Source organism: Legionella sp. 16cNR16C, from assembly GCF_021297775.1.
GTDB classification, from domain to species: domain Bacteria; phylum Pseudomonadota; class Gammaproteobacteria; order Legionellales; family Legionellaceae; genus Legionella_C; species Legionella_C quinlivanii_A.
This window is the reverse complement of sequence record NZ_JAJTMX010000001.1, coordinates 604,987-618,268: the sequence shown is the minus strand read 5'-3', so window position 1 is coordinate 618,268 and position 13,282 is coordinate 604,987. Positions and strand designations below refer to the sequence as shown.

Sequence of the window (13,282 nt, the reverse complement as noted above, 5' to 3'; positions counted from 1 at the left end):
ATTAATTTCAGCAATTTATCATTATTCGTTCAAAAATGCTACTAAAAACCCTCAAAAGTTTGGCATGATAATTAAAATATTTAAATTATTCATATGCTTGCTGAAGCTACCCGCAAATTTTTATTTTGCTGACAAGATAATGAAAGAAAGCTCGCCAATCCCGACTGGGCTATTTTTTCCCCTAATTGATACATGGTATAGCATTCAAACTTATCCTTAATGGAAGCAACATGCCGCTCAACCGTTTTTCGAGAAACGCCCTTGATTTCCGCAATTAACTCTGCTGATTTGCCTAAACGAATCCATTGTAATAATTCCCGCTCTTTGGATGTCAGCAAATAATGATTACTATTGGTCCACTCAAAGCTGTTTTGCGCTACTTGCTCAAGCTCCATTGTTCTAAGATCGGCTTTTATATTGACGACTTTTTTCCCTATAGAAGCATGATCGATATCAATGTTAACAGGCAATTGATAGACTGAAGTCAATTCCGGAATCATTTGCAGACAATCTTTGAAGTAAGCAATAAAGGCATGCAATGAATCCATTTTTTCGAGATAAATCTGATTAATGCCCGTTTGACTAAGAGATGCGCTGAAATGATAGCAGTGGGTCATCTGTGGATCATGTGAGGTTATTGTCAATGTGTGGCTTTGATCAAATAATGCCGCCATTTGATAGAGTGATTGGGTGTGACTGTCTTTTTCAAGATAATCCCAGAAAGAGTATTCAAATTGATTTTTTTCTTTAGCATGATGGTAGTGGACATCATTCTGAGCATGATTTAATCGTAGATATTCTGATGCATATTCTGGTTTGGATCCCAGACAAAATGCTTCCCCCTGCGCATTGACGGCTGTATAACCAAAAAAATTGACACCCAATTGTTCAAGAGGATTACAAATCTCTCGAAGAATATTATGATGAGCAAGGCTAGGATTTTGTAAGATATGATCAATATTCATTAGTACTCCTTTATGATGGGAGAATAATAACATACAAAATGTATAAAATAAATACAAAATAAATAGAAATTAATCTCCTTTGTCTCCTTATGTCCGTTTTTCGACATTCCTATGTGCAAAATTTAGACATATCATTGTGTCATAAATGAGCAACAGGAGAATTTAATGAAATCCAAGCATGAGAACAAAGCGTTCTTTGAGAAGAACTCATGGCCTAACAAAAGAGGCCTGGAAAAAATCCGTAAACTTCATGCGTATAACACAGAAACAACCTTAAAAAACACGCCCAACTTATTAGATATCGTTAACAATATTAAGGATGGTGATATCGTAATGGATATGGGAATGGGTAACGGACAATTTTTAATTGATTTACGAATCGAACTCAATAAGGTAAAGAAAAGAGCAGAACTAATTGGTGTTACTGCTTCTGAGAAAGAAGTACGGCATCACACTTGTGAATTGGCTAAAATTAAGATTGCTAAAATGAAGCTGCCCTGCGATTCAGCACGATTCCAATTATTGCAGGACACGCCGCAATTGGAAGCGGTAAAGCGTCCAGAAGATGATCGCGCTCAGGAATTCTTGCAAAAGCGGGAAGGGACAGTAGGTTTTATTTTTGATACTTATGGTCCCGGTACCTACAGCTACAATGTCTTACACAATCTAATTTATGCAGCGATACTTTTAAAGCCGAGCGGAAAGTACTCAGCTATCTCGTCAACAGGAGGAGATAATGAGGCCGACTTGTCTGTGTTGGGTGATACTAATTGCCGCGAGAAGATTCAGAAATTTTTTGAAGAAAAACTGGGAATTAGCATTACTTTTGAAAAAACTGCTATTGTTTCTGAGGTAGATCCTGGAGCAATCAATAGTGACTGGTTGATAAAGTTTGAGAAAGCTGCTGAGCCATTAAAGGCTTTGACTGCGATGGATTACAATGTTTTATGCAGGGCTGCTGATGAGATGATCGGACTTCCCTGGAAAAAACAGAAAAGCTGGTTTAAATACCGTGAGTTTGAGATCAATATGCGTGATTATGCACCTTTGAAAAGTAAGGAACCTGAGGCGGCGAGCACTCTTGTTATGAAATAGCAGGTTGGGCTTTGAAGCCCAACCAAAAAACTAGGGTACATTCCTTTGTTTTTCACCAGTATATAATTGCCGTGGTCTGCCAATACGTGATTTGCTGGCCACCATTTCCATCCAGTGAGACATCCAGCCAACTGTTCTGGCCAGTGCAAAGATTACCGTATACATGTTGGTTGGAATACCTATTGCACTCAAAGTGATCCCTGAGTAAAAATCAACATTGGGATAAAGTTTTTTCTCAATGAAATAATCATCTTCCAGCGCAATACGCTCAAGTTCCATAGCGAGTTTAAATATTGGCAAGTCATGAGCGCCAACGGCATTCAGCACATCATAACAGGTTTTTCTCATTACTTTAGCGCGCGGATCATAACTTTTGTAAACCCGATGACCAAAGCCCATCAGACGGAATGGATCGTCCTTATCCTTAGCGCGTTTGATAAAATGATTAATGTTTTTTACATCGCCAATTTCTTTCAGCATGTTCAGACAGGCTTCATTGGCTCCGCCATGAGCAGGCCCCCATAGGGCACCTATACCGGCAGAGATACAGGCAAAGGGATTGGCTCCGGTTGAGCCGGCCAGACGCACTGTAGAAGTTGATGCGTTTTGTTCATGGTCTGCGTGCAGAATAAAGATTTTATCCATCGCGTCAACAATAACCGGATCAGGCGTTGTATCTTCTGATGGCACGCCAAACATCATGTGCAGAAAGTTTTCTGCATAGGACATTTTATTCTGGGGATACATGTAGGGCTGGCCCACAGAATATTTATAGCTCATTGCTGCCAGCGTAGGCATTTTGGCTATAAGCCGTATAGCAGAAATATAGCGATCATGTTGATTATTAAGATCCATTGAATCATGATAAAAAGCAGAAAGGGCACCTACAATACCGACCATAATCGCCATAGGATGCGCGTCACGACGAAATCCATTCAGGAAATTATACATTTGCTGATGGACCATTGTGTGGTTATTAACCAGGCTGACAAAGCTGGTTTTTTCATTCGGATTAGGCAGCTCGCCGTTCATTAACAAATAGCAGACATCAAGAAAATCTTTCTTTTCAGCCAGTTGCTCAATGGGATAGCCGCGATATAACAGGATGCCCTGATCGCCATCGATGTAAGTAATCTTGGATTCACAGGACGCTGTAGAGACAAAACCGGGATCGTAAGTGAAATATCCTGCTTCACCTAATTTATTGATATCAATAACATCATTGCCAATAGTAGGCGTTAATATCGGTAATTCAATAGGCTCCAGGCCGTCAATACAAAGTTGTGCGGTTTTGTCGGTCATCGTGTCTCCTCATAAACAGTTGACAGCCAGCGCTGCGTTAAGCGCTGAACTATATAAAAATGCCAGGGTTGAGTCAATTTATCATTTAGGCATGTGTTATGATTTAGTATGAAGCAGTTTGATTATTATTCACAGCGTTTTAGCCAAAATTTAATTGTCTCCTGATAATACAAGCATAATCCAAAAACAGTCTCAGAGGCGAACTTTGCGAGCAAAGGCATTTTTATTCAATTGAAAGGCTGCTTGTGGTATAATTCGTGGTTTATTTTGAGTGATGCAGAAGGACGCCAGTTAGCTATGATCAATTCAGCAAAAGAAATCATCCCGGTCAATATTGAAGACGAGCTCAAACAGTCTTATCTCGACTACGCTATGAGTGTTATCGTCGGCCGCGCCTTGCCGGATGTTCGCGATGGCTTAAAACCGGTTCATCGCCGAGTCCTGTTTGCTATGAGCGAGTTAGGGAATGATTGGAACAAGCCCTATAAAAAATCCGCTCGTGTGGTCGGTGACGTAATCGGTAAATACCATCCACATGGTGATACTGCGGTGTATGACACGATTGTTCGGATGGCACAGCCTTTTTCAATGCGTTATATGCTGATTGATGGTCAGGGAAACTTTGGATCAGTCGATGGGGATATGGCCGCCGCCATGCGGTACACGGAAGTGCGTATGTCCAAGGTCGCGCATGCCTTATTGGCGGATTTGGAAAAAGAAACAGTTGATTTCAGTCCAAACTATGATGAAACAGAGTTCGCTCCCGTCGTTTTACCTTCGCGCATTCCCAATCTGCTAATCAACGGCTCATCAGGGATCGCAGTAGGTATGGCGACCAATATCCCGCCACATAATTTAACCGAGGTTGTCAACGCCTGTATTGCACTGGTAGAGGAGCCCGATTTAACGCTTGAAGATATCATGGGATACGTTCCAGGTCCTGATTTCCCGACTGCGGCTATTATCAATGGTAAAGCGGGCATCCTGGAGGCATACCGTACAGGTCGGGGTCGAATTTCTATTCGAGCAAGGACTGAAATTGAAACCGACAGTCATTCCGGACGCCAGGCTATTATCATTAATGAACTTCCTTATCAGGTAAACAAGGCTCGTCTGGTTGAGAAAATCGCTGAATTGGTCCGGGATAAAAAGATTGAGGGCATTTCCGGACTGAGGGACGAATCGGACAAGCAGGGTATGCGCGTTGTGATCGAGCTAAAGCGCGGTGAGGTGGCTGAGGTCGTTCTAAACAATCTCTATGCTCATACCCAAATGCAAAATGTGTTTGGTATCAACATGGTTGCCCTGGTTGATGGTCAACCGCGAACACTGAATTTAAAACAAATTCTTGAATACTTTATCAAACATCGCCGCGAAGTCGTTACCCGTCGTACCATTTACGAACTGAAAAAAGCACGAAACAGAGCTCACTTATTAGAAGGACTGGGGATTGCCTTAGCCAATATTGACGAGATGATTGAGTTAATCAAAAAGTCTCCCACTCCACAGGATGCGAAGGAAGCCCTACTGGCCAGAGAGTGGCAGCCAGGCTTAGTCAAAGCCATGCTTGAAAATGCCGGCAGCGATGCTTGCCGTCCTGATGACCTCCCATCAGAGTATGGCCTTGGAAGTAATGGATATAAATTGTCTCCAGCACAGGCGCAGGCAATTCTTGAATTAAGATTGCATCGTTTGACTGCGCTGGAGCAGGAAAAAATCATTAATGAGTTTGAAGATTTACTCAAACAGATTAAAGATTTAATGGATATTCTTGCCTCACCCGAGCGATTAATGCAGGTGATTAAAGATGAATTAATTGAAATTAAATCACAGTTTGGCGATGAGCGCCGCACAGAAATTACGGCATCACAGGAAGATCTGACTATTGAAGATCTGATCACTGAAGAAGATGTTGTTGTAACTTTATCCCATCAGGGCTATGTCAAATACCAGCCTATTTCATCCTATCAGGCCCAAAGAAGAGGTGGAAAAGGCAAGTCTGCAACTAATGTTAAAGACGAAGATTTTATAGAACGTCTTGTGATTGCCAGTACTCATGACACGCTTCTTTGTTTTTCAAATCATGGCAAATTGTATTGGCTTAAAGCCTATCAACTGCCTTTGGCCAGCCGAATTTCTCGAGGCAAGCCCATTGTGAATATTTTACCTCTGGCAGAAGATGAAGCCATTAATGCCATGTTGCCGGTGAGAGAGTTCAACGAAGGATATTTTGTGTTTATGGCCACCCGTTTTGGAACCGTCAAAAAGGTTTCTCTGGAAGCCTTCAGCCGTCCACGAGCCAATGGGATTATTGCAGTTGATCTGGATGAAAATGATCGCCTGGTCGGTGTGGATATTACTGACGGCAGTAAAGATATTATGCTCTTTACAGATGCGGGCAAGGTGATTCGATTTGATGAGAAATTAATCAGGCCAATGGGGCGCACCGCGCGTGGTGTGCGGGGAATACGATTGGGTGAAGATCAATCGGTTATTTCTCTCGTTGTCGCCAAACCGGAAGGCACCATCCTGACCGCTACTGAAAATGGCTATGGCAAGCGAACCGATGTTGAAGAATACCGTGTGTCCGGTCGCGGCGGTCAAGGAGTTATTTCTATTCAGGTTAATGAACGAAATGGTAAAGTGGTAAGAGCGCTGCAGGTCAGTGAAGGAGACGAGGCGATGCTCATCACCGATAAAGGCACTCTGGTCCGCTTCAGAGTGGATGAGCTATCCATTATTGGACGAAACACCCAGGGAGTACGTCTGATTAATGTCAGCTCAGGCGAGCATGTGGTAGGAATGCAGCGCATTGAGGATCTGGGTGAGGCTGATAGCGATTCAGAAGATTTTGAAATGGATGATGATTCTGATGAGTAGAGGATACAATTTTGGGGCGGGACCTGCGATGCTGCCCGATGCAATCCTGTCAGAGGTTCAGGCTGAGTTATTAGACTGGAACAATACCGGGATGTCGGTGATGGAAATAGGCCATCGCACTAAAGAATTTACTCAGATAATGGAAGAATCAGAATCGCTTCTACGAGAGCTGCTGGTTATTCCCAGTGATTATCATGTGCTATTCATCAGTGGAGCCGCGCGTAGCCAATTTGGTATGATTCCCTTAAATTTTTTGTCGGAAAATCAAAAGGCAGGCTATTTTCAAACAGGGATCTGGTCAGAAATGGCCTATGAAGAAGCTTGCCGCCTAAGCAATGCCTATAGCGTATGTTCTGCTGATAAAAACTATAGCCGGATACCAGAACGCTCCACCTGGGAGATTTTGCCGGATACTCGTTTTTTATATTATACGCCTAATGAAACAGTCAATGGACTTCGATTTCCTCAACCGCCTATTATTAATGATATCCCTTTAATCGCTGACATGACTTCTTGCTTGCTTAGTGAGCCGATTAATATTAATGACTATGCACTGATATTTGCAGGTGCACAGAAAAATATAGCCAATGCCGGTTTGACGCTGGTTATTGTGCGAGACGATTTAATTAAAGAAATAAGCAATGACGCAATTCCGCGAATGCTTGACTATCGAACATACACCACAACTCGCTCAATGTATGCCACGCCTCCCACATTTAACTGTTATCTGGCGCTTAAAATGTTCCAGTGGATTAAAAGCCAGGGAGGAGTTGAGGCTTTGTATCAGTTAAATTGTACTAAATCCAGATTGTTGTACGAATTTATTGATTCTTCTGATTTTTATGACTGTAAGATAAGGAAAGAAGATCGAGCGCTGGTTAATGTTTGTTTTAATCTGAAAAAGCCTCAGCTGGAAGATGAATTTCTCGCAAAGGCTCGTGACCGGAGCTTGCTTGCTCTGGCGGGACATCGTACAGTGGGTGGCTTAAGAGCCAGCATGTATAACTCCATGCCGCTCGCTGCAGTGGAGAAGCTGATTGACTTTATGGCAGTATTTGCCAAGGAACATGAAAATGAATGCTAGTTATGATTTTGTAAGTTCACCGGTTAAAACAATTTCCGGGGAAATTTCTGTTCCAGGTGACAAGTCAATTTCTCACCGCGCAATTATTCTTGGTTCAATTGCAAAAGGCACAACCAGTATTCAAAACTTTCTGCAGGGGGAGGACTGCCTGGCTACTTTGCAGGCCTTTCGCAGCATGGGAATCGAAATCGAAGGCCCTTTTAACCAGCAGGTAATTATTCATGGCAAGGGTAAATATGGTCTGAACGCTCCCAAGCAGGTCATTGACTGTGGAAATTCGGGAACCAGCATGCGTTTATTAGCAGGTTTGCTGGCTGCCCAGTCATTTAGCAGCATCCTGACAGGGGATGAAAGTTTGCTTCGACGCCCTATGGAGAGAGTAAGCCGCCCTTTAACGCAAATGGGCGCTGATATCAGCACCGAGCATGGAAAACCTCCAATTACAATCAACGGTAAGCAGGAGTTAAAAGGAATTCATTATGTGATGCCAGAAGCCAGCGCCCAGGTTAAATCCTGCCTGCTTTTAGCTGGAATGTATGCAAAAGACGAAACAACGGTTACCGAGCCTGGGTTTACCCGGGATCATACAGAGCGTATGCTGACTACGTTTTCATACCCCATCCAAAAATGTGGCCACCATATTACAATTAATTCCGAGAGCGAATGTATTGCAACTGATATTATCGTGCCCGGCGACATTTCCTCAGCCGCTTTTTTCATTGTGGCCGCTACCTTAATTCCTGGTTCTGAAGTGCTCATCCGAAATGTAGGCATTAATCCAACGCGTACAGGAATTATTCAGATCCTTAGTCAAATGGGAGCTTCTATTGAGCAAAGCAATAAACGTCTTTTTGGCGAGGAATTAGTGGCTGATTTGTATATCCGTCATGCTCCTCTGGAGGGTATTGATATTCCGGTGGAGTTAGTTCCCTTGGCAATCGATGAATTCCCGGTAATTTTTATTGCTGCTGCCTGTGCTTCCGGCCAAACCCGTTTGCACGGAGCTAAAGAGTTACGCAGTAAAGAAAGTGATCGCATTGGAGCGATGGTTGAAGGGCTGATCAAGCTTGGAATTACGGCTCAGGCATTTGAAGACGGCGTATTTATAAAGGGTGGTAAACTGCAGGGAGGCGAGATAAGAAGTTATGGGGATCATCGAATAGCAATGGCTTTTGCTATTGCGGGTGCGGCGGCAAAAGAGCAGATTGTAATCAAAGATTGCAAGAACGTAGCCACTTCATTCCCTGATTTTGTCAAGACTGCGCAAGCCTTACAGTTAAATATCCAAGAGGTACATAATGACGCGTGAGAAAAAAGCTCCTGTAATAACCATTGATGGACCTAGCGGAACAGGTAAGGGAACCATATGTCATATGGTAGCAAAACATTTGAACTGGCATGTGCTGGATAGTGGGGCAATATATCGAGTCCTGGCTTACGCAGTTCGATTACGAGGCATTCCTTTTTCAGACGCGGCCGCGATTGTCAGTTTAGCCAATCAGCTGAACGTCAAATTTGAAATGGATGCTGAAGAGCAGCAAGTCATTCTCGATGGAGTGAATGTTTACGAGAATATTCGCAGCGAGCAATGCGGGCAAGATGCTTCGGTTATTGCTGCAGTGCCGGAAATACGCGCAGCATTACTTGAACGGCAGCGTGCATTTGCCACGATCCCTGGTCTGGTAACCGATGGTCGTGATATGGGAACAGTAGTCTTTCCAGAGGCTATACTTAAAATATTTCTTTTTGCTTCAGCAGAGGAAAGAGCAAAGCGGCGCTACAATCAGTTGAAAGATGGTGGAATTGATGTTAGCCTCGCGCAGGTGATCGATGAGTTGGCTCAGCGTGATGATCGTGATGCAAAACGAGTTCATGCACCACTAAAACCGGCATCGGATGCGATTTTAGTCGACACCACTGGATTAACGATTGTACAAGTCTTTAATAATGTTTTAAAATTGATAAATGGGCATTCGTTCTTCCGCTAGATTGGGTCATTATTTCAACAACCTGATCGAATAAGAAAGGATTATTTGCATATTGGCAAAAAGCTGCTTATGCTTAGTCCAGTGTTTGTAAGATAGTTACAAACAGTTTGTATGGGGGGAAGGGTAATTCGGAATTACACTTTCATTTTTTTACTAAAGAGTTTATTAACATGTCTGAAAGTTTCAAAGAATTATTTGAACAAAGTATCGCTGGTGCGCAATTTTACCCTGGCGCAATTATCACTGCAAAAGTTATCGGTATCGACGACGATTTTGTCACATTAAATGCTGGCTTAAAATCCGAAGGTATTGTCGCTGTTGAAGAGTTCCACGATAAAAATGGTCAATTGGAAATTAACATCGGTGATACGGTCGAAGTAGCTCTTGATTCAGTGGAAGACGGCTATGGCGAAACTCTGTTATCAAGAGAAAAGGCCAAACGTCAGGAAGCCTGGCGCAAGCTGTCGAAAAGTCACGAAAACAATGAAACCGTTACTGGTTTAATTTCGGGCAAAGTCAAGGGTGGTTTCACAGTTGAGATTGGTACAATCCGCGCATTTTTACCAGGATCTTTGGTAGATGTCAGACCTGTTCGCGATCCTTCTTACCTGGAAGGCAAAGAATTAGAATTTAAAGTGATTAAAATGGACCTGAAGCGCAATAATATTGTCGTTTCACGTCGCGCTGTTGTAGAAGAAGAAAGCAGCGCTGATCGTCAGGCCTTGCTTGAGTCACTGCATGATGGTCAAATTCTTAACGGTATCGTTAAAAACCTTACTGACTACGGTGCGTTCATTGATCTCGGCGGTATTGATGGTCTTCTGCATATCACTGATATCTCCTGGAAGCGAGTTAAGCACCCAGCCGAATTACTGACTGTAGGTCAGGATGTCAAAGTTAAAGTATTAAGCTTTGACAGCGAACGTAATCGCGTATCTTTAGGTATGAAGCAGTTAGGTAATGATCCTTGGGTCGACCTGGTTGATCGTTATCCTGTCGGTAAAAAACTGCAAGGTAAAGTCACCAACATTACCGATTACGGTTGTTTCGTTGAAATCGAAGAGGGCGTTGAAGGTCTGGTTCACATGTCTGAAATGGATTGGACTAACAAAAACGTTCACCCAAGCAAAGTCGTTTCAATGGGCGATTTAGTTGACGTGATGGTACTTGAGATCGACGAGGAAAGACGTCGTATTTCTCTGGGTATGAAACAATGTGTCGGCAATCCCTGGCACCAGTTCTCCCAAAGCCATAGCAAAGGTCAGAAAGTCAGCGGAAAAATCCGTTCTATTACTGACTTCGGAATCTTCATTGGCCTGGATGGCGATATTGATGGATTGGTTCACCTGTCTGACATTTCCTGGACTATTCCTGGTGAAGAAGCTGTCAAGCAATTCAAGAAAGGACAAGAGCTGGAAGCAGTTATTTTAGCCATTGACGCAGAAAGAGAGCGTATTTCTCTGGGCCTGAAACAACTTGAAAGTGATAACTTCTCAAGCTTTGTTGATGAGTTTACCAAAGGAAGCGTTGTCAAAGGACGTGTTACTGCCGTTGACGCTAAAAATGTGACTGTTGAATTGGCTCCAGAAATCTATGGTACTATTCGCGCGAATGAGTTATCTGAAGATCGTGTAGATGATGCCAGCCATATCTGCAAGGAAGGCGATGAAATTGAAGCGAAAATTATCAATGTTGATAAGAAAAATCGCAGCATTGCCCTTTCTGTTAAAGCCAAAGATGCTCAGGAACAAGCTGAAGCCATCAAGAAATACTCCAGAAGTGGAGAAGTTGCTTCGACAACTCTTGGTGATCTGCTTAAAGAAAAAATGGCAACCAAAGATTAATTCTTTGTGCCAGTAAAAAAGCGTAGTTAAACTACGCTTTTTTTTTATTTATACAATTCTTAATCAGCTTTTGATATGTTCCATGCCAAGACTTGATTGTCCTCCTGCGAGGGATGATAATACTTCGTAAATTTATGCATTGTTTGCATAGGAAGGTAAATAAAAATGCGTTTACTTATGTTTTTTGTTTATTTAATTCTTATAATTGTAGGTGTGACATTTGCAGCTCTAAACGCGAGTTCCGTGCCGATCAATTTATACGTAAAGACCTTTAGCATGCCAATAGCCGTGTTAATGGCAATAATGCTAGCTTTGGGGCTTGTCATTGGTTTTTTCCTTGCACTAGGCAAGTATTGGCGCCTGAAAGTTGAATTTTCAAAAATGCGCAATCAACTCAGGCTCACTGAAAAGGAAATAAAAAACCTGCGAGATATCCCTCTAAAAGATCAACACTAGAGTCTGCTAAGTGATGCAAGCGTCCGCAAATTACCATAAAGCTGAGCCCTCCAAATCAAAGTAAATCAGGTCTTGTGGAGGGCAATCATATGGATATAGTGATGGGGCTATTTGGGAGCTGGTGCTATTTTTCTGATGTGGATTCGGCTGTGGGCTCAATAGCGGTTGGTTGTTTTACAACTGGTTTTTCCACCTTCCATAATGAATACAGCATAAACTGCTCTATTTTGCTTCGAGGAAATTTACCATTTAGCTCCTAACTATATCCTTATGGGTGATAAATGTTAAGGCATTGTGAGCGTTTTTAGGTTTGATTGAGCAGCGCCAATTCGAGCGCTAAATTTGCCTTTTAAGAAGGTTTTTTAATTGGGCTGAATTTGATAGTCTATTGCCATTGTTCTGAACAACGTATTTTGAATGCAGCACTTGTCTTTAAATCCAGGACCTAGTGAATTAATGGAGTGTGTTAATGATTAACTTATGGCCATTGTTATTACCTGCTGCTGCCTGGTCTGGTTGGTGGGTTGCAAGCCGTAATTATTCAGGTAAGAAATCTGAACAAAACAATAAACTATCAAGGGAATATGTCGTTGGATTAAATTATCTGCTCAACGAACAGCCTGATAAAGCAGTCGATGTTTTTATCAAGCTATTGGAAATTGATAGTGAAACGGTTGAAACCCATCTGGCTTTGGGCAGTCTTTTCCGCCGTCGCGGCGAAGTTGACCGGGCCATCAGAATTCACCAGAACCTGATTGCGAGACCGCAATTAAGTCTTGCTGATCGAAAACAGGCCTTACTCGCACTTGGCCAGGACTATATGAGCGCTGGCGTGTTTGACCGTGCGGAACGTATTTTTCTGGAAGTCGTGGAGCTGGGAGGCAGCAAGGAAATCTGTAGTTTACAAGGTTTACTTGCTATTTATCAGCAAGAGAAAGCCTGGGAAAATGCCCTGGATACTATCAAGAAGCTTGAAGTATCCACTGGACAGAGCTTGCATAGTCAGGCAGCCCATTATTATTGTGAAATTGCAACACAAGCGCTTAAAGATAATGCCATTGAAAAAGCTCAGAATGCCGCCAGGCAGGCACTGGCCATTGATAAAATGTCTGTGCGCGCCAGCTTATTACAAGCTTCTCTCGATATGAAACATGGGCGGTACAAGCAGGCGATTCGCTCATTGAAGCGGGTTCCTCAGCAGGATCCTGAGTTTATTACTGAAATTATTGAGCCGCTGGTAATCTGCCACAAAGAATTGGGAATTATGGACGAATGCGTGGAGTTCCTTCAGCAAACACTGGAGAATCATCCGCGGGCTTCAACTATTTTCGTCATTGCCGAGTACCTGCGTAACACAAAGGAGATGGATTCTGCTGTGGATTTTGTAGCCGACAAACTGGGCAGTTACCCTTCAATCAGGGGTATAAATCGATTAATTTTTTGGCATCTTGAAACAGCGCATGGTAAAGTACGCGACAAATTACAAATGTTATACGATATTACAAGCAAGTTTCTGGACAATAAGCCAGTTTATCGTTGCGGTCATTGTGGTTTTGGAGGCAAGCATCTTCACTGGCATTGCCCAAGTTGCAAACAGTGGGGTAGAATGAAGCCTGTGCATGGTTTAGAGGGTGATTAAGACGAGTTTTGGAATTCCGTCAGACCCTG

10 protein-coding genes are annotated in these 13,282 nt (G+C 42.8%); 8 read left to right on the top strand and 2 right to left on the bottom strand.

The features are described 5' to 3' along the window. Positions 1-89 precede the first annotated feature (89 nt). The gene (locus LXA66_RS02820; RefSeq protein WP_233011824.1) at positions 90-965 is read right to left on the bottom strand and encodes a helix-turn-helix transcriptional regulator; all 876 of its coding nucleotides are present in this window, start codon (positions 963-965) and stop codon (positions 90-92) included. Positions 966-1,130: 165 nt separating this feature from the next. On the opposite strand from LXA66_RS02820, the gene LXA66_RS02815 reads away from it, so the two are divergent. Continuing rightward, positions 1,131-2,060, top strand: a complete 930-nt coding sequence (locus LXA66_RS02815) for a hypothetical protein (protein WP_233011823.1) — start codon at positions 1,131-1,133, stop codon at positions 2,058-2,060. Between the two features lie 30 nt (positions 2,061-2,090). Here LXA66_RS02815 and gltA read toward each other — a convergent pair whose 3' ends face one another. Then, positions 2,091-3,362, bottom strand: coding sequence for a citrate synthase (gene gltA, locus LXA66_RS02810; RefSeq protein WP_233011822.1), 1,272 nt, complete (start codon positions 3,360-3,362; stop codon positions 2,091-2,093). Between the two features lie 297 nt (positions 3,363-3,659). Here gltA and gyrA point away from each other — a divergent pair, with 297 nt between their 5' ends. The 7 genes from gyrA (at position 3,660) to lapB (ending at position 13,253) form a co-directional block, all read left to right on the top strand. Then, positions 3,660-6,242, top strand: a complete 2,583-nt coding sequence (gene gyrA, locus LXA66_RS02805) for a DNA gyrase subunit A (RefSeq protein ID WP_112218465.1) — start codon at positions 3,660-3,662, stop codon at positions 6,240-6,242. Further along, positions 6,232-7,326, top strand: coding sequence for a 3-phosphoserine/phosphohydroxythreonine transaminase (gene serC, locus LXA66_RS02800; protein WP_233012055.1), 1,095 nt, complete (start codon positions 6,232-6,234; stop codon positions 7,324-7,326). The genes gyrA and serC overlap by 11 nt, the downstream gene beginning before the upstream one ends. Continuing rightward, the gene (gene aroA, locus LXA66_RS02795) at positions 7,316-8,635 is read left to right on the top strand and encodes a 3-phosphoshikimate 1-carboxyvinyltransferase (protein ID WP_370637129.1); all 1,320 of its coding nucleotides are present in this window, start codon (positions 7,316-7,318) and stop codon (positions 8,633-8,635) included. The genes serC and aroA overlap by 11 nt, the downstream gene beginning before the upstream one ends. Beyond that, on the top strand, positions 8,625-9,314 hold the full coding sequence (gene cmk / locus LXA66_RS02790) for a (d)CMP kinase (protein ID WP_233011820.1): 690 nt from the start codon (positions 8,625-8,627) through the stop codon (positions 9,312-9,314). Before aroA ends, cmk begins: the two co-directional genes overlap by 11 nt. 170 nt (positions 9,315-9,484) lie before the next feature. Beyond that, entirely contained in the window at positions 9,485-11,158 is a 1,674-nt protein-coding gene (rpsA, locus tag LXA66_RS02785; protein WP_233011819.1) for a 30S ribosomal protein S1, read from the top strand. Positions 11,159-11,323: 165 nt separating this feature from the next. Next, entirely contained in the window at positions 11,324-11,614 is a 291-nt protein-coding gene (locus tag LXA66_RS02780) for a lipopolysaccharide assembly LapA domain-containing protein (protein WP_112218460.1), read from the top strand. A 469-nt stretch (positions 11,615-12,083) separates the two neighbouring features. Continuing rightward, the gene (gene lapB / locus LXA66_RS02775; RefSeq protein ID WP_112218458.1) at positions 12,084-13,253 is read left to right on the top strand and encodes a lipopolysaccharide assembly protein LapB; all 1,170 of its coding nucleotides are present in this window, start codon (positions 12,084-12,086) and stop codon (positions 13,251-13,253) included. Positions 13,254-13,282: the final 29 nt, after the last annotated feature.